Raw genomic sequence first — 24567 nt, forward strand, 5'->3', positions numbered from 1 at the left:
GATCGCCCGGAACCATCCGGAAGATTTACAGGCTGAGATCATACCCATAGAACCTGGAACAGGTAATGCTGTTTAGGGAAACAGAAGAGCAGCTTCGTACGGCCGGGAAGCTGTTCTTCGTAAGAAATCAATGTTTAATAGCAAGAATAATGACCCCTTTTATTCGTAAATTCAATTACGAATGAAATTCATATTCGCATGTTTAGGGCTTTTCCTGGGAGGCCTCTCAATCTTATCAGCCCAGGACTACCGTGTTTACGGAACTTTTCAGGATCAGACCGGCGAACCGGTACCCGGTGTCACCGTAAAGGTGAAAAACAGCAATGCCGGAACTCAGACCGATGCTGACGGACGCTGGGAGCTCTTCTTAGCGTCAGGAACTTATGACCTCGTTTTCTATTATTCTTCTCCCCAGCCGCTGTACCGATCGGTGGCAGTAAACGGAGATACCCGGTTGGATATCCGACTCAGGGAAAAAGATGTATTACTGGATGAAGTGCTGGTTTCGGCTGTACGGGCAGACCGGGAGTCTCCGGTGAGTTATTCCGACCTTTCGGCAGAGGAGATCGCCCCCAGAAACCTCGGGCAGGATATTCCCATACTCATGAATTATATGCCGGGGGTGGTGACCACCTCTGATGCCGGAGCCGGAGTGGGATACACCGGTATACGAGTAAGGGGAAGCGATGCCACCCGTGTAAATGTTACCATAAACGGAATACCCTATAATGATGCCGAATCCCAGGGGACTTTTTGGGTGAACCTTCCTGACTTTGCCTCTTCTGTGGAGAGTTTGCAACTGCAGCGTGGGGTGGGTACCTCTACGAACGGTGCAGGAGCTTTTGGAGCAAGCCTGAACCTGTTAACGGATGCGATCACTGAAGAAGCCTATGCCCAGATCTCTGCCGCCGGCGGAAGTTTCAATACCCTCAGAACCAGCCTGCGGTTCAGCACCGGACTTATGAATGACCATTTTGAGGTGTACGGGCGACTGTCGCAGATCCAGTCAGACGGATACATAGACAGAGCCAGTTCTGACCTGGATTCGTATTTTCTTCAGGGATCGTATGTAGATGAAAATACGCTGATCAAAGTGCTGCTTTTCGGAGGTAAGGAAGTGACTTACCAGGCCTGGTATGGGATCGAGGATCCGGAGATCCTGGAGAACGACAGAACCTTTAATATTGCCGGGGCCATCTATAATGAGGCAGGTGAGATCGTTGATTTTTACGACAATGAGGTCGATAATTATAAGCAGGACCATGCACAGCTCCACTGGAATCAGCAGTGGGGTCCCTACTGGAGTTCCAATTTTGCTTTGCACTATACCTATGGCAGGGGCTATTTTGAGCAATACCGCCAGGATGATGACTTTGCAACCTATGGTTTTGAACCCCTGCAGGTAAACGGTTCCTTACTCACTACCACAGACCTGATTCGAAGGCGATGGCTTGATAATGATTTTTACGGCACTACCTTTTCGGTGCACTATCAGAAGGACCGGCTGCGTATCATTACAGGAGGCGCCTGGAATACCTATAAGGGCGATCATTTTGGGGAGGTGATCTGGGCCCGGTTTGCATCTCAGAGCGATTATAAAGACAGGTATTATAACGATAATTCGGATAAGACCGATTTTAATCTATACGGTAAAGTAAATTATCGGTTGGAGAATGGTTTGGGATTTTTCGGCGACCTTCAGTACCGCCGCGTAAGTTATGCTGCAAATGGTAATGAGACCGGACTGGTAGACGACACCTTTAACTTTTTTAATCCTAAACTGGGGCTAACCTACCGTATCGACGATGCGAACCAGCTATATGCGTCTTATGCCAGGGCGAACCGGGAGCCCAACAGGAACGATTATGAAAGCGGGAACCCAAGGCCTGAAAAACTCAATGATATTGAATTGGGGTGGAGGCTGCAAAAAAGTAAACTGCAACTCAATACCAATGTGTATTACATGCGCTATAAAGACCAGCTGGTACTTACAGGAGCGCTTAACGATGTGGGTGCACCCCTGAGAAGAAATGTTGGCGACAGTTACCGTTTGGGACTGGAGATCGATGCTACCCTGCGTCTTGCAGATCAATGGGTGCTCCGGCCCAACCTGGCCCTGAGCGATAACAGGAATCTCGATTATTTCTTTGAGCGCGACGGAGCCTTAGAGGAACTCGGAAACACCCATATAGCCTATTCCCCCGGAATTATCGCCGGGAATATGCTGACCTGGTTTCCCACAGATCGTTTTCAGGTCTCCCTGTTGTCAAAATATGTTTCTGAGCAGTATCTTGGAAATATCGACGCGGAAAGCTCTAAGCTGGATGATTATTTCGTCAATGATCTTAACCTGCAGTATGTGGTTGATACAGGGGGATTCTTTGATACGGTTACCTTTAGCGGATTGCTCAACAATATCTTTGATGTGGAATACATTTCCAATGGATACTTCTACACCTATGATGTACAAAACCCCGACGGTTCAACAGAAACCTTTAGTGGTACGGGATATTATCCGCAGGCAGGTCTTAATTTCCTGGTGGGAGTAGACCTCAAATTCTAGGGAAATCCCGGCAGTTTTGAAACCTGAAAAAGATGATGGCCCTCTGATAAGATCAGGGGGCTAATTGTATACGGTGATTATGGTACCGTTAACAGAAGCCCGGTAATTGAGCAGGGCATACGGGCGCTGCCCTTCTTCCGTCTCATTTAAAAGGGCGCCATTGACCAGGCTGTACAGAAAGTCGTCACAACCGCATTTTGCGGTGACCCCATCCTGTACCACCAGGGTGGAGCAATTGTTAGGACTGTGATTCGGACAGGTAGCCTCCCAGGCGAGATAAGTTCCAAAGCCCTGGTTATAAACTATGATGCCTTTAATGCCTACATTGTTCCCCCCGATATAGAGCGCACTTCCGGGCGTGTTCAGGCTCCCGTACTGGGGCAGGTTAAGGTTGATGTCAATACTGAACTGAGGTTCCCTGAGGTACGGATTCCTCTCACGGTCACTGTTATCACAGCTCAGCATAAGGAACATCATAGCAGAAAGAATAAGTAAGGCCGGGTGTCTCATGAAGGAATATTTGCGGCAATTTACGAAAATAAATGTTGGGTAAATTTTGTATATTTGTTTGAATCCTCTTAGAGAAAAGGGGATTTTTTGTATTTATAAACCATGAAGTTATGAGTAAAGTATCCTATTATACAGAAGAAGGAATTAAGAAGTTGCGCGCTGAATTGGATCAACTTAAAAGTGTGGAGCGCCCCAAAGCTTCTCAAGCTATCGCGGATGCAAGAGATAAAGGAGATTTGTCTGAAAATGCCGAATACGACGCTGCCAAGGAGGCCCAGGGACTCTTGGAGATGCGTATTGCCAAACTGGAAGAAACCCTGGCCAATGCAAGGGTGATAGATGAGTCACAGCTGGATACCTCTAAGGTTCTGGTATTGTCAAAGGTGAAAATTAAAAATCAGACCAATGGTATGGAAATGACCTATACCCTTGTTGCTGAAAGCGAGGCCGATCTGAAAAGCGGGAAGATCTCTGTGAACTCTCCTATCGGGAAGGGCCTGCTCGGGAAATCTGTAGGGGATATCGCCGAGATCAAAGTGCCAAACGGAACCATGAATTTCGAGATCCTGGAAATTTCCAGATAAGCAGATATAAGTTTATACAATTGTAAAGGCTTCAGGTTTCTGAGGCCTTTTTTTATTGGGGACGGGCCGGGAAAAGGAGATGCCGCAAGCAAAAGGTCAATAAAGTTGGGTAGTATTGGAAAACGGGAAATAGCAGAATTCAACTTTATGCAGGAAGCCTGAATGGATAACCAACGCCTTCTGGGTTTTACCGGAGCGAAAACCCCTTTGCTGCCCACCAGGGATGTACTTCTATGATAAGCCGGCCGCTTTGAACCATCGGGTCCATATTGGCCAGACTATCGGCCATTTCCAGGGTGGGGACGTTGTAAATGGTTATGCCTCTGATCGCTCCATCATCTCCGAAAGGCCCGGAAATGTCGGCATAGCCTTCCTCGTACATGCGGGAAAGGTGCTGCAAGTGCAAACGCTGCAGGCTATCGGCCTCAGCTTTGGTTTGAGACCGTTTCGGTCCTGATTTCAGAAAGGCGATAAAGTATTGTTGCATCAGGATGGTATCCCCGGTTTTTTCATCTATATAGTCAAAGGTCTGGTATCCCTGATCCTGAAGGTTCTTTTTAAGTGCTTTAACCGAGGTGGTTGCTTCGGTACTGGCCTCAGGGTTCCCTTCGGTCGTTTTGTTTTCGGCCGTACAGCTCATGATCAGTGCAAGGATGCCAACGGATAGAAATGCTTTCATTGGATATTGGTTTTACGGTTTTGCAGTGATGAGGTCCATGGAAGATATATTTGTGGTTGAAACGGTTGCCGGAAATTCCCCGGGATCCTGACATCGATCTTAAGTGTTCCGCCTTTCCTTAAGCCCCCGATTCCCAACTGCTTATTCCCCATTTCTCTCTTCCTCACTCCAGTTGCTGTAAGGATGTTTGCTGAGCATGGAATTGTAGTACCTTTTCACCCCGGTGACCTCGCGCCCTAACCATTCCGGCTTCTCGAAGTGTTCTCCTTCGGCTTCCAGTTCGATCTCCGCAATAACAAGCCCTTCATTATCTTCGTGAAACACGTCTATCTCAAAAAGTTTGCCTTCGTATTCCACTTCAAAACGGGTCTTTTTGATCGCGCCGGGTTCACATAATGACAGCAGGGCTTTGGCCTCATTTTTGCTGATCGGGTGTTCCCATTCAAACCTGGAAGTTCCACTGTCGTTAGACCGGCCTTTTACCGTCAGGTAGCCTTTGCTTCCCCTGAGGCGAACTCTCACGGTGCGATCCGGGTCGGTATTTAAAAATCCCTGCTCGATAGGTGTCTTCTTTAGGGCCGATCTTCGGTAGTCATCCGTTATAACCAGAAATTTATGCTCGATCTCTTTCATGGGTATTATGCTTTGTATTGCTCAGCGAATTCAATCAACCGGTCATTCTCATACCTTCCCGGGGGCAATTCTTCATTAGAGAGCCAGATCATGGCTTTGGCGATTTCTTCCGGCTGAATGCTCCTGTATTTTTTCAGGGGTCCCACCATAAGGTAATTAAGGCCTTTAAACAGTTGCTTAAAAAACCATTCGGCAGGCCTGTTCTCGTCCCGTTCTCCTCCTATTAAAGAGGGCTGAACCATGTAGGTGCGAGGTACCCCCACTTCCAAAACCTTCTCCTCCATTTCTCCTTTGATCCTGTTGTAAAAAACGGGGCTGCCAGCTTTGGCACCCATGGCCGAAATCACCGTAAGGGTGTTGATCCCGTTTTTGCTGCAGAGCTTCGCGGCCTGAAGAGGTATGCCCAGGTCGATCTTTCTGTAGGTGTCCTTATCCGGGGTTTTTGCTTTGGTGGTTCCTATGCAGCAATACACCTCGTCTGCAAAAAAGCGGGCTTCCTGTTCTTCCAGTTTCAGCAGATCCGCATGAAATTCCCTGAGTTTTGGGTGTTCCCGGCTCGTTGAATTGCGTCCGAAAACAACAACCTCCCCGTAGCGTGCATCATGAAGCAATTGCTCTAAAAGGTGACCGCCGGAAAGTCCTGTAGCGCCAAGGATAATAGCTTTTTTACTCATTAGGTTGGGTTATTCCCGCTAAGGGTGGTTTCCTGCTAATTTAGTTTAATTTTGCTGTATGGAAGAAATGTTTCCCGTCAGAAAGATCATTCATGTGGATATGGATGCCTTTTATGCTTCTGTGGAGCAACTGGACGATCCTGACCTGAAAGGTAGGCCTGTTGCAGTAGGCGGAGGGGAAAAACGCGGCGTGGTGGCAGCGGCGAGTTATCAGGCGCGGGAATTCGGCGTAAAAAGTGCCATGTCGGGCAGGTTGGCAGCCAGGCTTTGCCCGGACCTGGTCTTTGTAAAACCCAGGTTTGAGCGTTACCGTGAGATCTCTCAAAAGATCCGGAAAATTTTCTTTGATTATACCGACCTGGTGGAACCCCTGTCATTGGACGAAGCCTTTCTGGACGTGACGGAAAATAAAAAAGGAATGCCCTCTGCCACGGTACTTGCTCAAGAGATAAGAAGGCGCATCTATGAAGAAACAGGACTTCATGCCTCGGCAGGGATCTCTGTAAACAAGTTCCTGGCTAAGGTAGCCAGTGATATCAATAAGCCAAACGGACAAAAAACCATTCCCCCGGAGGAGGTGCTGGGATTCCTGGAGCAATTGGATATCCGTAAATTCTTTGGCATCGGAAAGGTGACTGCCGAAAAAATGTATCAACTGGGCATTTTTACCGGGAAAGAACTCCGAATGCGATCCGAGGAATTCCTTGTGGAACATTTTGGTAAAAGTGGCAGTCATTTTTATCAGGTGGTACGCGGTATTCATACCAGTCCGGTGAAACCGGAACGTATTCCCAAGTCTGTGGGAGCCGAGCGAACCTTTAGTGAAAACCTGAGTAGTGAGATCTTTATGTTGGAAAAACTCGGTCTGATCGCCGAGGAATTGGGGAACCGGTTGAGAAAACACAGCGTGTCGGGGAAAACGCTCACCCTGAAGATCAAATACAGCGACTTTAAAGTGCAGACCCGTTCCAGGACCCAGGAGTTTTATATTTCAGATAAGAGTTTACTGCTGGAACTTGCAAAAGAGTTGCTCTACCAGGATGAACTCCAGGATTCTGTTCGCCTTCTCGGATTGTCTCTTTCTAATCTCAATACGGCTGAAAAACCGGAGGTCATATCCGGAAAAGAGGATCTGTCGGTACAACTCAGGATTGAGTTTTAAGCATCCCGGAAGGCCAATAAAGGATGAAAAGCCTTAATTTTGAGTCTTGATTCCTGTAAATTTTCCCAAATGGAATTTGTCATTGTCGATATAGAAACCACCGGGCTTTCAGGAGCCGATAACCGGGTAACCGAGATCGCCATGATCCTTCATGATGGGGAACAGGTACAGGATGAGTTTCAATCGCTGGTGAATCCACAGGTTCCGATCTCTCCATTTGTTACCGGGCTTACCGGGATAGATAATCAGATGGTACAGGATGCCCCTCCTTTCGGGGAATTGGCGGAAAGGTTGCTCGAGCTTATGGAGAACCGGGTATTTGTGGCACATAACGTACAATTTGATTACCAGGTGCTTCGAAGTGAGTTCAGGCGCTACGGTTTGGAATTCTACAGAAAAAAACTCTGTACGGTTCGCTGGTCGCGAAAGGTCTACCCGGGACTGGGATCCTACAGCCTGGGGAAATTGTGTACCAGCCTGGAGATACCGCTTAAGGACCGGCACAGGGCTAAGGGGGATGCAGATGCCACCGTATTGCTTTTCGAAAAGCTGCTCGCTGCAGATCAGCAGAATGTCTACAGGGAAATGATCTCCCGGGCCTCCGGAACGAGTGCCATACCCTCCTTATTACCAAAAGAAGATTTTGACAGGCTTCCTGAAGCACCCGGGATCTATTTCTTTAAGGATCGTCATGCAAACATTATCTATGTGGGAAAGGCGATAAACATTAAAAAGCGTGTTTTGGGCCATTTCTACGATAAAAAGGCAAGGGAAGTAGCCCTTTGCCGGGAAACAGCTGCTCTCGATTTCGAGCTTAGCGGTTCAGAACTCATGGCCCTGCTCATGGAGTCGCAGGAAATCAAAAAGAGATACCCCAAATACAACCGCGCCCAGAAACGTACCAATAAGGGATATGCACTTACCGTTTATAAGAACAGGAAAGGGATACTGCAACTTGGGTATAATCAGTCCCGTTTTGTCACTAATCCCTTGCGAACTTTTTTTAGTGTACATGAATGCATCGGCGAGCTGGAACGCCTGTGCCTTAAATACGAGCTTTGTCCCAGGTATACCCAGTTGCAAAGCCATTCGGGGCAGTGTAACCACTACAGGATTCATTCCTGTAAAGGGATCTGCATGGACAGGGAATCTGTGGAAAGCTATAACAAAAGGGTTGAAAAAGCTGTAGAAATGCTTACCATGGAGGGGGAATCCTTTGCCCTTGTTCTCGCTGGGCGGACGTCTTCGGAAAAGGGATTGGTCTTGGTAGAAAAAGGGATGTACAGGGGGTACGGATTTATAGAAAAGGACCAGGAGGTCCGATGTTGGAGTGATCTGGGTCATTACATCACCCCGGCTCAGCACAATAGTGATGTGCTCAGGCTAATTTCCATGTACTTACGCTCAAATAAAAATCCCGAGCTTCTGTATCCTGAAGCCATGGGACAGCTTCAGGGAGAATAGGTGCCTTCCTGTCCTGGATTTCATTTTCTTCTCATTAGCTTTGTCCTTAAAGAGAATTGTTTTGAAAGACCTTTTGGGATTTTTAAATACGAACAGAAAACCTGTAGCTTTTGCCTGGAGCATGACCTTTCTCTCCAGTTTCGGACAAACCTTTCTTTTATCGCTCTACGTGCCGGAATTGCTCCGTATTTTTGAAATGAGCAAGGCTGGTTTCGGAAGTGTATATGCCCTCTGTACCATCACGGCGTCGGTGATCATGTTAACCATAGGGCATACCATAGATCACAAACCTGTCAAAAAGATCACCACCCTGGTGCTTCTGGCACTCGCCATTTCCTGTTTTTTCCTGGGGTATTCCGGGTGGCACATTGCATTCTTATTCATAGCCTTTACAGGATTGCGACTAAATGGCCAGGGCATGCTTACGCATATCGGGTTCACCCTTATGTCGAGGTATTACGATCGCGACCGGGGAAAGGCACTAAGTCTTACTTCCCTGGGGTTTTCTGTGGGAGAGGCCGTTTTTCCGCTGATCATCTCTGCAGTCTTTCTGCATTACGGATTCCGGGTTGCGGCTGTTGGGAGTGGTGTTATGCTCATTTGCTATGCCATCATGGTACAGTTTATGGACCTTCGGGGATTTGACCGTCAGCAGGCTCAGGCCCGGGGCTTGTCCTGGAGGGAGTTGGGGAAGGCCTTTGGTAGGCTTATCCGGGACAAACGATTTTTTATTATTGTAAGTCCCAGCTTTGCACTCGGTTTTATCTCAACCGCGATATTCTTCTATCAGTATGTGTTTGCCGAAGAGAAAGGATGGTCGCTAACACTTTATGCCTCCTTTTTTACGGCCTATGCCATTACCCGTTTTTTGCTGTCTGTGGCAGGGGGTATCTGGGTAGATCGGTATGGCGCCCGAAAACTGTTTGCCTTTTACCTCTTCCCCATGAGTGCCGGACTCCTGTTTCTGGCCTTTGTTGATCATATCCTGGGAGCCCTGGTATTTCTTATTTTATGTGGGATTACCATGGGAATCGCCGGAACGGTAAAAACTGCTGTGATCGCCGAGGTCTATGGAACGTCAATGATGGGTACCATACGCAGTTTGTTTACCATGTTTATGGTGTTAAGTACAGCACTGGGGCCCCTGGTAGTTGGGGCACTGCTCGATAACGGGCTTCCCTTTGTGTGGGCCGTATTTTTATTATTTTGCCTGATGGTGCTTGCCCAGCTAAATGCCATGCGGATATTAAAAGTGCCAAGAAAGCGGGAATCGGTCACCCTGTAATGACGTAAAAATTTACATGAAAATCCATGGGTACTTTTAAAAACCAATTATTTTTGCATTGACCTATTCAGGGAAGTTTAATTCCTGGCCCCGTAGTTCAAGGGATAGAATAGAAGTTTCCTAAACTTTAGATCCAGGTTCGAGTCCTGGCGGGGCTACATCAAGCAGAAAACCCATCGCAGGAGCGATGGGTTTTTTTATACCCCAAACCCTGCAAGCTCGCTTGCTCAGGGAGAAGGGGTATAAAAAAACAGCAGGCTTGCCTTGGCAAGCCTGGGTTTTCTATTTGCAGGAGTAGGCCAAACAGGTCCATGCAATACTCCTGGCGTAGGTGTTTTTTACCGGGGTTAGGACCCAAAAATTGGCAAGCTCGCTTGCTCAGGGAGAAGGGGTATAAAAAAACAGCAGGATTGCCCTGGCAAGCCTGGGTTTTCTATTTGCAGGAGTAGGCCAAACAGGTCCATGCAATACTCCTGGCGTAGGTGTTTTTTACCGGGGTTAGGACCCAAAAAGTAGCAAGCTTGCTTGCTCAGGGTGAAGGGGTATAAAAAAACAGCAGGCTTGCCAGGGCAAGCCTGGATTTTCTATTTGCAGGAGTAGGCCAAACAGGTCCATGCAATACTCCTGGCGTAGGTGTTATTTACCGGGGTTAGGACCCAAAAAGTAGCGAGCTTGCTTGCTCAGGGTGAAGGGGTATAAAAAAAACAGCAGGCTTGCCCTGGCAAGCCTGGGTTTTCTATTTGCAGGAGTAGGCCAAACAGGTCCATGCAATACTCCTGGCGTATGGGTTTTTTTCCGTACCAGCTTCCATCGCAGGTCAAGGGTGATCCCGGATCCGGAATGCGATCAGTATTTTAATTTCTCTGACTTTTTCAGAAATCAATAACAGTTACAGGAGCATAGAAGGAGGCGTATGCTGGTATGGAATATTTTCTTAGCTTGGAGGGGCGAAACAATATTATACCCCTCTCCGGGTTTAAAATTATCCGGGCATGGTTATGAGTTAAATAAGTGATTTTAAATGGAAGTTATACAACAGCAAATACTCGATACCTGGTTGATCAACCATCGCACTAACATGATCCTGATCAATGCGCTTACAGTGGCGGATCTTGCCTTTACCACCTCAAAGCGCGGTGGAGGTACCATAGGGCATCAGCTGGCTCATATGTATAACGTGCGTTACTGGAAGCTGGAGCGGATGGATAAAACCCTGGTAAAGGATTTAACTACGATCAGGGCTGCTGACCCGAAAAGTATTTCGATGTTGATAGATTGTCATGAAACCTCTGCCGATTTGATCCATAAGGGACTGCAGAAAGGGTTGGAGCATAAAGGCGATATAAAAGGATTTAAGCGTGGGGTGGTTCCATTGCTGGGATATTTTATACATCACGAGGCACATCACAGGGGTAATATCTTACTTACCTTAAAATTATGTGGACGGCAGATCCCGAAGGAATTGCGGTATGGACTCTGGGAGTGGAATAAGATTTAAATAAGGCAAATAGGGCAGGGATTTATATGATCACCAGGGCTGATTGCTCAAAGTCATGGATGGAGACGTATTCTAAAGTATTATATTTGCCCGGAGTGATCATGGCAGCCGCTGCTCCGTGATCGAAATGTAAAGCATTCTCATGAAAACAATGGGTACCTTCAGAAACATCTGCGTTTTGAAATTTTTGGTTGTGGCTGTACTTCTAACGGCATGCCGTGAGGAAGAGACGGAAACGAATACGGAGAAAAGTACAGAAGCTCCTGTGTCGTATGCGTATTCCCCTCTCGGGCCCATAATCGAACTGCAACCCTCGGTAGAAGACAGTTTGAGAGAGTGGACTGCTTTCTGGGAGCTTCAGGAAGAAATGGAGATCTTTCGTTCGAAAAATACCGGAGACCTGAGCTTTAACGTGGATGAGCTTATCAGGATAGAAAAGGAGTTGCTGCATGACTCTATCCCCGAAAAGGTGAAGCTTCCTGCTGTAAAAAGCCGGTCGCTGGTTTTCAGAACACTTGCCTATAAGCTGAAGGACCAGGTAGAGCACCGGATATCTGCTGCAGATATTGATTCTACACGGGTAAAAATGCTGGAATCTTACAATGCCTTCCGCTTTCATATTGCAGATGCCCTGAGAGAAAAAGTATATGAGGACTTTCTGAACAGGGATACGACGAGACCTGACAGTATTCCCCCGGTTAAGAATTAATTTCCAGGGATTCTTCAAAATGAAACCCTGGTCTATGCTGTTGAAAGTGTATAGATTACCGGGGTCATATGCACTCTTATAAAGTGGATCTTCCTGTATTATGTTAAGAAAGATTTAAATACCCCTCTAAAGTTTCCTTCACGCCTTATTTTTAGACAGATTTCTAAAAACTTTAATAAAATTATGAAACGGAACAAATTAACGCTTTTGTCGTTATTGACAGCCGGGGCTATCGCTTTTTCCTGTAAGTCGGAAAAGGATGATCGCATGGCTATGAATAGTGAAACTGAAGTGGTGCCCGGTCTTAACCTGTCCTATATGGATACTACGGTGGCCCCTCAGAACGATTTTTTCAATTATGTAAACGGAACCTGGTTCAGAGAAACAGAGATCCCTTCAGATCGCGCCGTATGGGGGAGTTTCAATGAGCTTCGTAAAAATACAACAGAAGATGTACTTCAGATCCTTTTAAGTGCATCCGAAGATGAGACCCTGGATATGAATACCGATCAGGGTAAGGCGGTTGCCATGTTTAAATCCATCGTGGATACCGTCTCCAGAAATGAGGCAGGAACAGCCCCAATAGAGCCATGGCTTCAAAAAATTGATGCCATTTCAAGTATTGAGGAACTTCAGGATTACCTGATTCAAAATACACCTTCCGGAGGAAATGTATTCTTCAGTTTCGGGGTTTCAGCAGATTCCAAGAATACCACCCGAAATATTGCTTCTATCGGAACCGGAGGATTGGGTTTACCTAACCGCGACTATTACCTGGAAGAAGATGAAAGATCTGTGGAGATCAGACAGAAATATACAGATCACATCGTTAGGATGCTGGGAATGGTTGGAATGGAGGAAGAGGCTGCCCGGGCTCAGGCCGGATCGATCCTTGCTCTTGAAACCGAAATGGCACGCAATATGCTTGATAAGGTGGAGCGCAGAGACCCGAACAAGACATATAATCCAAAAGCGGTTGCAGAATTACCAACGCTTCTTAAGGGATTTAAGTGGGACACGTTTTTTACAAGCATTGGGGCAGAGGGTGTAGATACCCTTATCGTTTCTCAGCCTGATTATATCGCTTCCCTCAATGAGGTAATGCAGGAAGATCGTCTGGATGAGATCAAGGCTTTAATGCGTTGGGACCTGGTGAATTCGAATGCGGGTAACCTTTCCACTTCAATGGAAAAAGCCAATTGGGATTTCTATTCCAAAGAGCTTAATGGTGCCCAGGAGCAGTTGCCTATGAACGAACGGGCCCTTGGCGCTATCAACTGGGGACTTGGAGAGGCTCTTGGAAAACTTTATGTTTCTGAGAAATTCCCTGCAGAAGCTAAAAAGACGGCCGAGGATATGATCGCCAACGTGATCCGTGCCTATGAGATCCGTATCAACAAGCTGGACTGGATGGACGAGGAGACAAAACAGAAGGCTATTGAGAAGTTAAAAGGAATTACCGTTAAGGTGGGTTATCCCGATAAATGGAAAGACTATTCGGAGCTCACGGTAAAAGCCCCGGAAGAAGGCGGTTCTTATTTCTCGAACCGGATGGCTTTAAGGGAGTGGTCGTTCAAAGAAAATACAGCCAAGCTTAATGAACCTGTAGATCGTTCCGAATGGTTTATGGCTCCTCAGATCGTAAATGCCTATTACAATCCAAGATATAACGAGATCGTGTTTCCCGCGGCTATCCTTCAGCCACCATTCTTTAATTTCAATGCCGATGCCGCTGTGAATTACGGAGGAATTGGGGCCGTTATCGGACACGAGATCTCTCATGGTTTCGACGATAAGGGAGCGCAGTACAATGCCGAAGGAAACCTGATGAACTGGTGGACCGAAAAGGATCTTGAGAAATTCCAGGAATTAGGAGGGCAGCTGGCAGATCAGTACAGTGCTATCGAAGTGGCTCCGGACCTGTTTATCAACGGGAAATATACCCTTGGTGAGAATATCGGGGACCTCGGAGGGGTGAATGCTGCCTATGATGGTTTACAGCTTCATCTTCAGGAGAACGGAGATCCCGGCATGATTGACGGGTTTACCCCTGAGGAACGTTTCTTTATGTCCTGGGCAACGGTTTGGAGAACCAAAATGCGTGACCAGGCCCTGAGAACCCGTATCCTTACCGATACCCACTCTCCGGGAATGACCAGGGCGACACAGCCACTGAAGAATATCGATGCTTTCTACGAAGCCTTTAATGTTAAAGAAGGCGATAGTATGTACCTCGCTCCGGAAAACCGGATTAAGATCTGGTAATCTTTTACAACACAATAACACTAAAAAAGGCTGTTCTTCTGAACAGCCTTTTTTTTGGTTTTTACCGGATTAGTTTTTGGTATCCTGTTTCTGTTTTTCTTCAGCCGACGCTGCGTTCTGTGCCTGCTTTTGTTTGAGCAGGATCTCCTTGATCTGCTTGGCTATGTTAAAATTGGGGGCCATGACGATGGCCTCGTCGATCAGCCTGATCGCCTCGTCCATATTGGTCTTATCTTCATTGTAAAGAAATAGTCCCTCCTGATATTTGAAGGCCGCTTTGAGCGGTACCTGGTATGGCGGGTTGGCTTCGTAGAACGGCAGCATCTGTTCGTCTTTGGTGTTTTCCAGCCCATAATTAATATAGGTTTTGGCTTCCACGGTTTTTCCGATCTGCAGGTTGAGGTCTGCCAGTTCATAGGCCAGGTATACGTCGGGGTTGCGCCCAAACATAATGTCAAACTGCTGTACGGCCAGTTGCGGCTGGTTGAGCGATTTAAGGGAGATCGCCTTAACCTCTACAGCCAGGTCAGAAGCCTCAGCGTCCTTTTCTGTACCCAGGACGTTAATGGCCTGTACGTATTGCTTGGAATTGGCATAGAAGTACGCCAGGGTGTCTCTGCGTTCCGGGCTCGGGCTTAAAACGTTGAGGTGGGTAAGGGCGTCGATAACTCCCCTTACATCTCCCTGTGCTTTCATTTGCTGGTAAAACGCTTCATAATGTGAGACGAGCTGTGGGTTGCTCTGAGCATAGCTGCCTGCCGATAGCATAAACAGGCCTATTAGTGCGATCTTTTTCATGATTTAAAGTTTGATTCTTGCTTTGTTTTTTGCAGAAAGCCAAATCTATTAAAATAATTCTATTAACCTCATAAAGTTTTTCTAAGACCTGAAAGCAGCAGTCTTTTATACTTTCAAATCCGGGAATTGGTAGTTATAGCTGAGTAATTCTGTGGTATAGGCTGCATCTATCACCTTGCCGGTGTAACGGGAAGAGGGTCTTTTAAAATAAGGCGGGTCGATGTTGAACCGGTCAGCCATCTCAGGATAATACTCCTGTTTTTCCGGGTGGTGGGGGGCAACCCCGTGCAAGGTTTTTCCCCATTGTTCTTTGGCGATTATGGCCTTTAGGATCCCGATGACATCGTCCCTGTGGATGAGGTTGATCCGGTCGGAACCACCCTTAAGGTTGCTTTTTCCGGAAAGGTAGTGAACCGGGTGCCTGTCGGGCCCAATTAATCCCCCGAGTCGCAACACAGTATTGGCTCCCGGGTTTTGATCGAGAATGAGTTGTTCTGCCTGCAGCATTTGTTTCCCGGGTGGAGAATCCGGTAAAAAAATGGAGTGTTCATCGAAGACGTCATCTTCATCCGGAAAGACCGAAGTGGAGCTTACAATCAGGGTGTGTTTCACCCCAAAGCCATTCAAGGCAGTTACTACGGGCTGCAGAACCGCACAAAAATCCCTGGAGGGGTCTTTCCTTAGTCCCGGCGGAATATCAATGATCAGGATGTCTGAACCCTTCAGGAAGTCTTCCAAAGGCCCTTTGAATGTATTTTCCTGTAGTTCGATCAGGAAAGGATCAATCCCCTGCTCCTTTAATGCAGTTATTTTAGAAGGACTTGTGGTACTGCCTTTAACCCCGATGCCTTCTTCGGTCAGTTCCCGGGCGAGTGCCTGGCCAAGCCACCCGCATCCCAGTATACTTAGTTGAAGATGTTTTTGAGTCACAATCGAATGATGGATTTAACGCGAATTTGCATTTCGATAGCAAAGTCAATTATTAATTCTGATGATGATTAACTGGTTGGTGTGCTCCGGGATTTATTGGTCCGGAAGTATTGTGTTTAAAGATACATGCTAATATTTAGCCCTTAAAATTAATGATCCTTTAAAATAGTGTGTGAAAAATGATAATTTTTGAATATATTAAGGTTGTGATTTCCAGGGTGTTATTTTTCCGGGGGAATGCGAGGTATAGAAAAGACCAAAACCAGTTAATACATTTTCGATATGGGGATTAAGAGTTATCAGGGACCAAGAGCAGAACTAAAGAATGAGTTTAAAGCACCTATTCTTGTAGAGGATTATATGACCAAGAATCTGATCACCTTTCATCCGGATCAGTCTATCTTAGAGGTTATGGAGCTATTAATACGGTACAGGATCTCCGGGGGACCTGTATGTAATGACGATGGAGACCTTGTGGGGATCATCTCCGAGGCAGATTGTATGAAGGAGATCTCAGAAAGCCGATATTTTAATATGCCTATTCTGGATAAGCGGGTGTCGCATTTCATGTCTACAGAGGTAGAGACCATAGGGAATAATGAGAGTATTTTTGATGCGGCCTCCAGGTTTAACAAAACCAACAGAAGACGCTTTCCCGTACTGGAGCACGGCAGATTGGTAGGACAGATAAGTCGTAAAGATGTTCTTGCTGCAGCTTTGAAAATAAAGGCGTTCAGCTGGCGACATTAAACGGATTTCTTCACGAGCATATACATATCATTTTCCAGGGGTAAATACCCAAGATCGTAAACAAAATAGTAAGTGCTCCCTTTTTGGGTGGTGTATACCCGCGTTATACATTCAAAATCAAATCCCTCATTTAGTAATTTAGACCTTGTGATCCTGGCCTTCCCATCGGGGTTCAGGGTTCTTAGAATCCGGTAATTTCTGCGCAACCGGTTGTTTACTGTGCGTACCAGGTTGTTGCTGTCTTTGTTTCGCTTATTGTTATAGGCATTTCTGCAATAGTCATTACAGTATTTCTTATCCGAACGACCGAGGAGTTTCTCCCCGCATTCTATACATACCTTACCCATGGATCCAAACTTTAATCATTCATTATAATGGCAGGAACCTCGTAACTCCTGTACATGGCGTTAAACTTTTCGAACTCACTGCCTGAGATTTTTTCCTGCTGTTGTTTAAGGGCGGTCCATTGGGTTTTGAGGTCTTCCAGTCTGGCTTTTGCTCCGGCAGTGATCCGGGGATCATTTCCGGCCACATAGGATTTGAGATGCATCAGCTCGGCGTTCAGTTTGTTGTCGAAGTTAATTACGTCCTGGAAGGTTTTCTGTCGGGGCTGAATAAGATGTTCTTCCCATGCTTCGATAGCCAGAATAAGAGAGTCTGTTTTTTCGGCAAGGGGCTCGTATGCTTCATTGCTACTCATTCGCGTCTTATAGGTCTCAAGCTGACCTTTGGCGTCACGCATTTTATTTACTGAAAGGTGGATGTCGGTAACAAGAGAGTCGACCTCATTTAAAAAAGCTTCCTGGTCGGTGTAATCCTGCGTGGTGGCAACGATATTCGGGTTGGCAAGTACACTCACTGTGGTTTCCGAGAGTTGATCTCCTGAACGTAACCGAAGGGTATATTCCCCTGGAATTATGCGGTTTCCGGTATAATCTCCAAGTACAAAAACATCCTTCACAGCGGGAATGGACGTTTTCCTGAAATCCCAGGTGAAGCGGTTAAAACCAATCGATGAGGTAAGCACTTCCGGCTTGGAAGGTCCACCAGGCCAGGATTTGAAATCCTCCGTTTCCTGGTTGGTATACTGCCTGATCACCTTCCCTCTTGAATTAAGGACCTCAAGGGAAAGCGGGATCGTATCAAGGCCTTTGGGGATGTAATAATCGAACGTTACACCCGATCTGGGATTCTGGCCCAGGCCAGGAGTGAATTTTTTCTCATAACCACCTTCATACAGGTAGGTATCCTTAGGGTGGTAGATGGTTAGTTCATCCGGTGCCCGCAGCAGTTATTGTTGCAGGGGGCTCAGGTCATCCAGGATCCAGAAGGATCTTCCTGCAGTTGCTGCCACCAGGTCATTTTGTCTTATAGTGAGGTCGTTGATGGGGACCACCGGAAGATTGAGCTGAAGTTTTTTCCATTCGCCTCCTCCGTTCACAGAGACGTATAGGCCGGTTTCTGTACCCGCATAGAGCAGGTTTTTTACTTTAGGGTCTTCCCTTACCACTCTCACGAATGTATGAGGTGCATCGATTCCGTTGGTTATGCGCTTCCAGGAGCGACCGTTATTGGTGGTTTTATAAATATAAGGTGAGAGGTCATTCCTTTTGTATCGCATGACCGTGATGTAAATGGTAGCCGGATCATGAGGGGAGACTTCTATACTGTTTATGATCCCGTTCTCCAGGGCAGCCGGTGTTACTTTGGTCCAGTCCCTGCCTTCATTTTCTGTCTTGTATACCAGGCCGTCATCAGTTCCTGCCCAAAGTATTCCCGGGCCATGAGGTGACTCGGCCAGGTAGGTGATGGTGTTGTAGTTCTCGCCTCCCGCGCCTTCGTTGGTGAAGGGAGTTCCCCCAGGACCTTGTTTATCTTTTTCATTTTTGGTGAGATCACCGCTGATCACCTCCCAGGAAAGCCCCTGATCGGTGGTTTTGAAAACTACATTCCCCGCGTGATAAATCGTGTTTTCGTGATGTTGTGAGTAGATAATGGGCGCATTCCAATTGTAGCGGTATCTCATGTCCTTAGGCTCTTTTCCCAGTCCCATTTCCGGGTAGGCCTTGACCTCCTTGATCGTGTTGTTCGCAACCTGGTAACTCTCTATAATACCTTGATAACACCCTCCGAAGATCATATCAGGCACTTCGGGGTTAAAGGCCAGGAAGGCACTCTCACAACCGGCTACCGAATACCAGTCTTTCCAGTCAATTCCATTATCATCGGTGCGGCTTGCAATGGAAATAGCACTATTGTCCTGCTGTCCGCCGTATACCCTGTAAGGTACCTGGTTGTCTGTAATAACCCTGTAGAACTGTGCTGTTGGCTGATTGCTTTGCGCTGACCAGGTTTTGCCCCCGTTCATACTGATATTTGCACCCCCGTCATTGGCATTGATCATGATCTGCGAATTGGATGGATTGATCCATAGGTCGTGATTGTCGCCATGGGGAGTAGGAACAGGAGTAAAGGTTTTTCCTCCATCGATGGATTTCAGCATGGGGGCATTCAGAACATATACCGTGTTTTCGTCAGATGGATCGGCAAAGATCTCCATATAATACCAGGAGCGGGCGATATTGATACGGTCTTTATTGATCTGTTTCCAGGTTTTTCCGGCATCGTCAGAGCGGTATACTCCCCCTTGGTTTCCTTCTGCCTCAATGACAGTCCACACCCGATCGGGATTGGCAGCAGAAACTGTGATCCCGGATTTACCCATGGCCTCAGGGAGCCCTTCCTTAAGTTGTTCCCAGGTTAGGCCGCTATCTGTGGATTTGTATAATCCCGAATGCTCTCCGCCTGACTCCATGACCCACGGATAACGCCTGTGCTGCCACATAGAGGCATAGAGGATCCTGGGATTGGAAGGGTCCATTGCCAGGGAGGAAGCTCCTGTAGTTTCGTGAAAATATAATTGCTTTTGCCAGGAGGCACCTCCATCTGCTGACTTGTAAATCCCGCGATCCCCCGAAGGCCCGTATTGCGATCCCTGAACGGCCACGTAAACCGTTTCAGGATCATCAGGGGCTACGATAATGTCTGAGATATGCCGGCTTTCTTCCAGTCCGATATGGGTCCATGTCTTACCGGCATCCAGGGATTTGTATACGCCGTCCCCGCTGGAGGTCATTACTCCTCGTACCGCATGCTCCCCCATCCCGGCGTAGATCACATTGGGGTCGGAGGGTGCCACGGCAATAGCACCCACGGTTCCCGTTTTAAGGAAACCGTCAGAAATGTTGTGCCAGGAAATTCCGGCATCGGTGGTCTTCCAGATCCCTCCTCCGGTTGTGCCCATATAATAGGTTAACGGATCACCTGCTACTCCTGTACAGGCAACACTCCTACCTCCGCGAAACGGACCAATATTTCTCCATTTTAGTTGATGGAATCCGTTTGGATCTTCATTATTTTCAACCGTTTGGGAGTTTACAGAAGAGTGGCCGGCCAGGAACAGGACCGCCCAGAAGAAGAAAATAAATCGCTTCATAGCAGTGTATTTAGGAGTGTTATAGTATCATCAATAGCGCGTCACTGTGCCCTGCTTACTGGGAACAGTACATGGGCCAACACATCCATTTCTTCTTTCGGGTTGCAGAATATCAGGGTTCCACGCTTCCCCAGTTTTCGCCTGATTTAATCCGGTAGAGCTGCATTTCTGAGATCCCGAATTGCTTGGCGATCATCTTCATTCTGGTTTTTCGGTTGGGGTCGTTGATCTTTCTTTTGATCAGCTTTACCTTAGCTTCGGTAAGCTTGGCATAACTGCGTTGGGTCTTTTTCTTTTCCTTGGCCCTGATTACTCTTGGGTTCTTACTGTTGTGAAGGGTAAGTTCACTTCGGGTAGCCCAGGCAAGGTTGTCAGACGTGTTGTTCAGCTTGTCATAATCGAGGTGAATAACGAACTTTTTCTCCTCTTCATTTTCCAGGAACAACTCGGCAACAGCCCTGTGGATGTATACCAGGTCGTTCTTCTTGTTTTTTCTGATGGCTGTTATTACTGCATAGCCACCCACTTTTCCGGGCTCGAGCAGTTTGCCTTCCAGGTGATGTTTGAAACTGATCACCCGACCATAGTTTGAGATTTTGTAGCGTTCGTTTTCTCTCCAATAATCACGTTGGAGGTCTTTCCAGACCTCGTTCTTTAAATTTATAATCATTTTCAGTGTTTGAGGGAACGCGTAAATATACTACTTATTTCTTTTTTTTTACTTCATATAAGTCGATTCTTCTGTCTTTTAGAGTTTTCACACTACCGTGTTCATGGAGTTCCCGGAGCAGGTCCACATCGACATCCACAATAAGGGTCATCTCAGTATTTGGGGTGGCTTCTGCCTTCACTCCATTGGTCGGGAATGCAAAGTCTGAGGGGGTAAATACGGCGGCCTGGGCAAACTGAATATCCATATTGCTTACTTTAGGCAGGTTTCCTACACATCCTGCAATGGCTACATAACATTCGTTCTCGATAGCTCTGGCCTGGGCACAGTGTTTCACTCTGGTGTACCCGTTCTGGGTGTCAGTGAGGAAGGGCACAAACAGAATTTGCATGCCCTGGTCTGCAAGTAAGCGGGGGAGTTCCGGGAATTCCACATCGTAACAGATCACAATTCCAATTTTCCCGCAGTCGGTATCGAAGGTTTTAATGAGGTCTCCACCGCTCATTCCCCAGGTCGACACCTCATTTGGGGTGATATGGATCTTGGTGTACATTTCTGAACTACCGTCGCGTTTGCACAGGAATCCGACGTTAAGCAATTTGCCATTTTCGAGATATGGCATGCTACCCGTAATGATGTTGATGTTATAGGAAATTGCGAATTCCTGGAATTTCTTGCGTACAGGGTCGGCAAATTTAGCAAGTTCCCTGATCGCATCGGCCTCGTTAAGGTGATTGTAGTCGGCCATTAGTGGAGCTGTGAACAATTCCGGAAACAACGCAAAATCACTTTCGTATCCGGAAACAGCGTCAATAAAGAATTCCGCCTGTTCAAACAGGGCCTCCAGGTTAGATAAAGAACGCATCTGCCATTGTATGAGTCCCAGGCGCACTACAGATTTCCTGGTGTTGATGAGTTTAGGGCGTGGATCGTAATAAATGTTATTCCATTCCATAAGCACCGCAAATTCCTTGGAGCGTTTATCTCCTTCCAGGTAATTTTTCATCACCTTCCTAACGTGGAAATCATTGCTGAGCTGGAAAGCAAGTACAGGGTCAAACAGTTCCTTAAGACGTACCTTTTCGATGTATTCCTTTGGGGTGATCTGATCGGCCACTTTACTGTAATTAGGAATCCTTCCCGCGAACATGATTCCCTTGAGATTTAACTGCTCGCAGAGTTCTTTACGCTGGTCATAGAGCCTTCTGCCCAGTCTTAACCCGCGATAACTGGGATGGATAAATACATCGATCCCGTAAAGGATATTCCCCTTGGGGTCGTGAGTGGAAAAGGTGTAATTTCCGGTGATCTCTTCGTAGGTGTGGTTCTCATCAATATCCTTTTCATCGATAACCAGGGAGAGCGCAGATCCCACTACTTTACCATCCGCAACCACGACGAGCTGACCGTCGGGAAAGAGATGAAGCAGTTTTTCTATATGATGCTCCTTCCAGTACATATTCTCCATTTCGGGATAGGCTTCTATCATAGATCGTTTCAGTTCCAGGTAATCATCAATCTGAAGGTTTCGTAATTCTATTTTTTTCACGGAGTTCATTGAATTCATAAGCTATCGTTCTATTCGTTTACAAACGTTTACATGCACTTTTAAACGAAAGTAATCATGTAAGGACCGGAAATAATTTCCAGGTGGTCGCACCTTTGACAGGAGCATCTATTGCTCTCGAATTTACAAATTATAGATAAGTATTAACCTTTAAACAATTGAATTATGAATGCCTTAAGAAACAAAGTGCAATTGATCGGAAATCTCGGGAACGACCCTGAGATCATTGAAATGGAAAGCGGCAGAAAACTTGCCAGGTTCTCCCTTGCTACCAACGAAACATACAAGTCTGCTTCGGGAGATCTCGTAAAAGATACGCAGTGGCACATGGTCGTGGCCTGGGGGAAGCTCGCCGAGATCATAGAAAAATATGTAAAGAAGGGCAGTGAGGTGGCCCTGGAAGGTAAACTAACCACCCGGGCCTATGAAGATAAACAAGGTACAAAGCGGTATGTTACGGAGGTGAATTGCAGCGAACTGCTTATGCTTGGTAGTAAGTGAGTTGGGTTGGAAAGGTCCTCGCTGCCCTTATTTAAAAGGGTCGGGGATCTTTCCTTTTTATTCCGGTATCGGGGTTGAAAAATAACCGGGGACAACTCATAAAGTGTTGTAAATCAGTCGCTAAAGATGTAAATTGGCCGGAAATATGAAAAAGTTATGAGGAATATTGGGTTGCTACTTTCGTTCTTAGTTTCTTTTGGATTTGCTTTTGCGCAACATGGAGCAGGTAATGTGAATGATATCAGGGATATGCGTGCGGGTTCGGCAGAAGAGGAACTGGAACGCATGGGGTATGATCTATCGAGTGTAGACAAGACGTCCACCGGAATTTACCAGTATTGGTACAACAGCAGGTTGGGGCGTTGTGTGCAATCTACGATCTATAATGGCCGTGTGGTCCATGTCAAAGCTGTGGAAGAAGGCAAATGTGGTCAGGGATATGACGAGGGGAGGCGTGAACTCAACATGACTTCCATGCGGGGGATGAATGAGGTGCATGTAAGCAGCAGGTTACAACGTGAAGGATACCGGGTTGTAAGCACAGATGGCAAGGGAGCAGGACGGGTAGATATGTATTGGTATAACTCCAGGACCAGGCAATGCCTGAGGATGGAGGTCGATGACGATGTTGTAAGGGATGTTCGTTATACCAGCACTTCTTACTGTACCAATGCAGGGAATCGACCGGAGGAATCATACAGCAAGGGTAGTGGACGTACCAGTCTGGACTTCCTGCAGGGCTGGGGTGCTATAAAGGCGTATGACCGGTTGGCCGATGAAGGGTTTCGGGAGACGAAGAACCATAAGGACGGGGGGAAGACGTATCGGGTTTGGTATAACTCCCGGACCGGAGAATGTGTGAAAACTTTGAGTCAGAAGGAAAAGATCACTGAGATCATTCTATCCAACCGTTGCGATTAACCGGAGTCAGACCGGAGAAATGGATCAGTATCAGTATGCAATAAAAATGCCCGGGATATCCCGGGCATTTTTATGCTGTATTTACGCAACTTTTTTCAGTAAATCAAAACAGGGACAACGCTTGCAGCGTTTGCTTTCCGATTTTTTATACTTTTTGCAGCACTTTGTCTTCAGGGGTTTAGACACGTCGCCTTCCTGAAGCTTTTTAAGCTTTTTTGCCTGCTTTTTCTCTGCCTTCTTCTCCTTATCTTTCTTCTTGCCCAAGGTCTCAGGATTTTAATCCCGGCAAAGATATTTATTTTTATTGAATCTAAATAAGAATTTAACAGTTCTGTTTATCAGGCATCCGGAGGGGTCACAGAACTATTAATGGTAAGTTGTTGTACATCCCGGTCAAAGAGGTATAAGCCTCCCTTATCGTCACCGATCATATTGATCTTATCGAGGATGGTTCTGGCCATGGCTTCCTCTTCGATCTGTTCTGCCACATACCACTGGAGGAAATTATGGGTCGAAAAGTCTTTTTCATCAAGGGTGATCTCTACCAGCTTATTGATGCATTCCGAAACGAAGATCTCGTGTTCGTAAAGTTTTTTGAACATTTCCTTGAAGGAGTTGAACGTCACGTTTGGCGCTTTCAGTGCCGATACCTGTGCATGTCCGCCCCGTTCATTGATAAATTTAATGAGCTTAAGCATGTGCTCGCGTTCCTCGTCAGACTGGGCATACATGAATTTGGCAATACCGTCGAGTCCCTTCACCTCTGCCCAACACGCCATAGCGAGATAGACCTGTGATGATTCGGCTTCTACCCGGACCTGCTCGTTCAATGCTTTTTCTATGGATTTTTTTAACATGATATTCGATTTTAGGTAAATGTAAGGAATTAGCTGAAAATAAGGGTGCTA

The 24567-nt window shown here is 46.7% G+C and carries 23 protein-coding genes and 1 tRNA gene; 12 read left to right on the forward strand and 12 right to left on the reverse strand.

Features of this window, described 5'->3' with window-relative positions:
• Positions 1 to 181: 181 nt before the first annotated feature.
• On the forward strand, positions 182 to 2563 hold the full coding sequence (locus K7R11_RS13260; protein WP_224491230.1) for a TonB-dependent receptor: 2382 nt from the start codon (positions 182 to 184) through the stop codon (positions 2561 to 2563).
• Positions 2564 to 2623: 60 nt separating this feature from the next.
• Here the strand turns inward: K7R11_RS13260 and K7R11_RS13265 are convergent, their stop codons facing one another.
• Entirely contained in the window at positions 2624 to 3073 is a 450-nt protein-coding gene (locus tag K7R11_RS13265; RefSeq protein WP_224491231.1) for a hypothetical protein, read from the reverse strand.
• A 110-nt stretch (positions 3074 to 3183) separates the two neighbouring features.
• Here K7R11_RS13265 and greA point away from each other — a divergent pair, with 110 nt between their 5' ends.
• Positions 3184 to 3657 (forward strand): transcription elongation factor GreA, encoded by a 474-nt coding sequence (gene greA, locus K7R11_RS13270; RefSeq protein WP_224491232.1) that lies wholly within the window; start codon positions 3184 to 3186, stop codon positions 3655 to 3657.
• 187 nt (positions 3658 to 3844) lie between these two features.
• Here greA and K7R11_RS13275 read toward each other — a convergent pair whose 3' ends face one another.
• The 3 genes from K7R11_RS13275 to K7R11_RS13285 form a co-directional block, all read right to left on the reverse strand.
• Entirely contained in the window at positions 3845 to 4336 is a 492-nt protein-coding gene (locus K7R11_RS13275; protein WP_224491233.1) for a YciI family protein, read from the reverse strand.
• A gap of 141 nt (positions 4337 to 4477) precedes the next feature.
• Positions 4478 to 4969, reverse strand: a complete 492-nt coding sequence (locus K7R11_RS13280; protein ID WP_224491234.1) for a CYTH domain-containing protein — start codon at positions 4967 to 4969, stop codon at positions 4478 to 4480.
• Between the two features lie 5 nt (positions 4970 to 4974).
• Complete coding sequence (locus K7R11_RS13285; RefSeq protein WP_224491235.1) at positions 4975 to 5643, reverse strand: NAD(P)H-binding protein; 669 nt, start codon at positions 5641 to 5643, stop codon at positions 4975 to 4977.
• A gap of 58 nt (positions 5644 to 5701) precedes the next feature.
• On the opposite strand from K7R11_RS13285, the gene dinB reads away from it, so the two are divergent.
• The 7 genes from dinB to K7R11_RS13320 all read left to right on the forward strand — a co-directional run bounded on the left by dinB (position 5702) and on the right by K7R11_RS13320 (position 14026).
• Entirely contained in the window at positions 5702 to 6805 is a 1104-nt protein-coding gene (gene dinB / locus K7R11_RS13290) for a DNA polymerase IV (protein WP_224491236.1), read from the forward strand.
• Positions 6806 to 6874: 69 nt separating this feature from the next.
• On the forward strand, positions 6875 to 8269 hold the full coding sequence (locus K7R11_RS13295) for an exonuclease domain-containing protein (RefSeq protein WP_224491237.1): 1395 nt from the start codon (positions 6875 to 6877) through the stop codon (positions 8267 to 8269).
• Between the two features lie 61 nt (positions 8270 to 8330).
• Positions 8331 to 9554 (forward strand): MFS transporter, encoded by a 1224-nt coding sequence (locus tag K7R11_RS13300; protein ID WP_224491238.1) that lies wholly within the window; start codon positions 8331 to 8333, stop codon positions 9552 to 9554.
• 86 nt (positions 9555 to 9640) lie between these two features.
• Positions 9641 to 9712 (forward strand) — tRNA-Arg (locus tag K7R11_RS13305).
• An 863-nt stretch (positions 9713 to 10575) separates the two neighbouring features.
• Positions 10576 to 11052: a DinB family protein gene (locus tag K7R11_RS13310; RefSeq protein ID WP_224491239.1), complete on the forward strand. Its 477-nt coding sequence runs from the start codon at positions 10576 to 10578 to the stop codon at positions 11050 to 11052.
• A 193-nt stretch (positions 11053 to 11245) separates the two neighbouring features.
• Positions 11246 to 11761, forward strand: a complete 516-nt coding sequence (locus tag K7R11_RS13315; RefSeq protein WP_224491240.1) for a hypothetical protein — start codon at positions 11246 to 11248, stop codon at positions 11759 to 11761.
• Positions 11762 to 11944: 183 nt separating this feature from the next.
• Complete coding sequence (locus K7R11_RS13320; RefSeq protein WP_224491241.1) at positions 11945 to 14026, forward strand: M13 family metallopeptidase; 2082 nt, start codon at positions 11945 to 11947, stop codon at positions 14024 to 14026.
• Positions 14027 to 14095: 69 nt separating this feature from the next.
• Here K7R11_RS13320 and K7R11_RS13325 read toward each other — a convergent pair whose 3' ends face one another.
• Both K7R11_RS13325 and K7R11_RS13330 read right to left on the reverse strand, forming a co-directional pair.
• Positions 14096 to 14824, reverse strand: coding sequence for a hypothetical protein (locus K7R11_RS13325; protein WP_224491242.1), 729 nt, complete (start codon positions 14822 to 14824; stop codon positions 14096 to 14098).
• 105 nt (positions 14825 to 14929) lie between these two features.
• Positions 14930 to 15754, reverse strand: coding sequence for an NAD(P)-binding domain-containing protein (locus K7R11_RS13330; RefSeq protein ID WP_224491243.1), 825 nt, complete (start codon positions 15752 to 15754; stop codon positions 14930 to 14932).
• A 282-nt stretch (positions 15755 to 16036) separates the two neighbouring features.
• On the opposite strand from K7R11_RS13330, the gene K7R11_RS13335 reads away from it, so the two are divergent.
• Positions 16037 to 16504 carry a CBS domain-containing protein gene (locus K7R11_RS13335; protein WP_224491244.1) on the forward strand — a complete coding sequence of 156 codons (468 nt, stop codon included), beginning with the start codon at positions 16037 to 16039 and terminating at the stop codon, positions 16502 to 16504.
• Here the strand turns inward: K7R11_RS13335 and K7R11_RS13340 are convergent.
• The 5 genes from K7R11_RS13340 to K7R11_RS13360 all read right to left on the reverse strand — a co-directional run bounded on the left by K7R11_RS13340 (position 16501) and on the right by K7R11_RS13360 (position 22228).
• The gene (locus tag K7R11_RS13340) at positions 16501 to 16851 is read right to left on the reverse strand and encodes a hypothetical protein (RefSeq protein ID WP_224491245.1); all 351 of its coding nucleotides are present in this window, start codon (positions 16849 to 16851) and stop codon (positions 16501 to 16503) included. The two genes, K7R11_RS13335 and K7R11_RS13340, sit on opposite strands and share 4 nt — an antisense overlap.
• 11 nt (positions 16852 to 16862) lie before the next feature.
• On the reverse strand, positions 16863 to 17603 hold the full coding sequence (locus K7R11_RS13345) for a hypothetical protein (RefSeq protein ID WP_224491246.1): 741 nt from the start codon (positions 17601 to 17603) through the stop codon (positions 16863 to 16865).
• Positions 17604 to 17795: 192 nt separating this feature from the next.
• Complete coding sequence (locus tag K7R11_RS13350; protein WP_224491247.1) at positions 17796 to 20000, reverse strand: WD40/YVTN/BNR-like repeat-containing protein; 2205 nt, start codon at positions 19998 to 20000, stop codon at positions 17796 to 17798.
• Positions 20001 to 20112: 112 nt separating this feature from the next.
• Positions 20113 to 20670 (reverse strand): HNH endonuclease, encoded by a 558-nt coding sequence (locus K7R11_RS13355; RefSeq protein WP_224491248.1) that lies wholly within the window; start codon positions 20668 to 20670, stop codon positions 20113 to 20115.
• A 34-nt stretch (positions 20671 to 20704) separates the two neighbouring features.
• The gene (locus K7R11_RS13360) at positions 20705 to 22228 is read right to left on the reverse strand and encodes a bifunctional GNAT family N-acetyltransferase/carbon-nitrogen hydrolase family protein (protein ID WP_224491448.1); all 1524 of its coding nucleotides are present in this window, start codon (positions 22226 to 22228) and stop codon (positions 20705 to 20707) included.
• Between the two features lie 174 nt (positions 22229 to 22402).
• On the opposite strand from K7R11_RS13360, the gene K7R11_RS13365 reads away from it, so the two are divergent.
• Positions 22403 to 22738 (forward strand): single-stranded DNA-binding protein, encoded by a 336-nt coding sequence (locus tag K7R11_RS13365; RefSeq protein ID WP_224491249.1) that lies wholly within the window; start codon positions 22403 to 22405, stop codon positions 22736 to 22738.
• A gap of 156 nt (positions 22739 to 22894) precedes the next feature.
• A complete protein-coding gene (locus K7R11_RS13370; RefSeq protein WP_224491250.1) occupies positions 22895 to 23659 on the forward strand; it encodes a hypothetical protein in 765 nt (254 codons plus the stop codon).
• Between the two features lie 338 nt (positions 23660 to 23997).
• On the opposite strand, the gene K7R11_RS13380 is transcribed toward K7R11_RS13370, so the two are convergent.
• The gene (locus K7R11_RS13380) at positions 23998 to 24516 is read right to left on the reverse strand and encodes a ferritin (protein WP_224491252.1); all 519 of its coding nucleotides are present in this window, start codon (positions 24514 to 24516) and stop codon (positions 23998 to 24000) included.
• Positions 24517 to 24567: the final 51 nt, after the last annotated feature.

Origin of the sequence: Robertkochia flava (assembly GCF_020166515.1) — a bacterium.
GTDB lineage: Bacteria > Bacteroidota > Bacteroidia > Flavobacteriales > Flavobacteriaceae > Robertkochia > Robertkochia flava.

Bases quoted from the DNA above. Each gene is read 5' to 3' on its own strand.
- K7R11_RS13260 (WP_224491230.1), top strand. From the start codon at position 182: ATGAAATTCATATTCGCATGTTTAGGGCTTTTCCTGGGAGGCCTCTCA.
- K7R11_RS13265 (WP_224491231.1), bottom strand. From the start codon at position 3,073: ATGAGACACCCGGCCTTACTTATTCTTTCTGCTATGATGTTCCTTATG.
- greA (WP_224491232.1), top strand. From the start codon at position 3,184: ATGAGTAAAGTATCCTATTATACAGAAGAAGGAATTAAGAAGTTGCGC.
- K7R11_RS13275 (WP_224491233.1), bottom strand. From the start codon at position 4,336: ATGAAAGCATTTCTATCCGTTGGCATCCTTGCACTGATCATGAGCTGT.
- K7R11_RS13280 (WP_224491234.1), bottom strand. From the start codon at position 4,969: ATGAAAGAGATCGAGCATAAATTTCTGGTTATAACGGATGACTACCGA.
- K7R11_RS13285 (WP_224491235.1), bottom strand. From the start codon at position 5,643: ATGAGTAAAAAAGCTATTATCCTTGGCGCTACAGGACTTTCCGGCGGT.
- dinB (WP_224491236.1), top strand. From the start codon at position 5,702: ATGGAAGAAATGTTTCCCGTCAGAAAGATCATTCATGTGGATATGGAT.
- K7R11_RS13295 (WP_224491237.1), top strand. From the start codon at position 6,875: ATGGAATTTGTCATTGTCGATATAGAAACCACCGGGCTTTCAGGAGCC.
- K7R11_RS13310 (WP_224491239.1), top strand. From the start codon at position 10,576: ATGGAAGTTATACAACAGCAAATACTCGATACCTGGTTGATCAACCAT.
- K7R11_RS13320 (WP_224491241.1), top strand. From the start codon at position 11,945: ATGAAACGGAACAAATTAACGCTTTTGTCGTTATTGACAGCCGGGGCT.
- K7R11_RS13325 (WP_224491242.1), bottom strand. From the start codon at position 14,824: ATGAAAAAGATCGCACTAATAGGCCTGTTTATGCTATCGGCAGGCAGC.
- K7R11_RS13335 (WP_224491244.1), top strand. From the start codon at position 16,037: ATGGGGATTAAGAGTTATCAGGGACCAAGAGCAGAACTAAAGAATGAG.
- K7R11_RS13340 (WP_224491245.1), bottom strand. From the start codon at position 16,851: ATGGGTAAGGTATGTATAGAATGCGGGGAGAAACTCCTCGGTCGTTCG.
- K7R11_RS13350 (WP_224491247.1), bottom strand. From the start codon at position 20,000: ATGAAGCGATTTATTTTCTTCTTCTGGGCGGTCCTGTTCCTGGCCGGC.
- K7R11_RS13355 (WP_224491248.1), bottom strand. From the start codon at position 20,670: ATGATTATAAATTTAAAGAACGAGGTCTGGAAAGACCTCCAACGTGAT.
- K7R11_RS13360 (WP_224491448.1), bottom strand. From the start codon at position 22,228: ATGAACTCCGTGAAAAAAATAGAATTACGAAACCTTCAGATTGATGAT.
- K7R11_RS13365 (WP_224491249.1), top strand. From the start codon at position 22,403: ATGAATGCCTTAAGAAACAAAGTGCAATTGATCGGAAATCTCGGGAAC.
- K7R11_RS13370 (WP_224491250.1), top strand. From the start codon at position 22,895: ATGAGGAATATTGGGTTGCTACTTTCGTTCTTAGTTTCTTTTGGATTT.
- K7R11_RS13380 (WP_224491252.1), bottom strand. From the start codon at position 24,516: ATGTTAAAAAAATCCATAGAAAAAGCATTGAACGAGCAGGTCCGGGTA.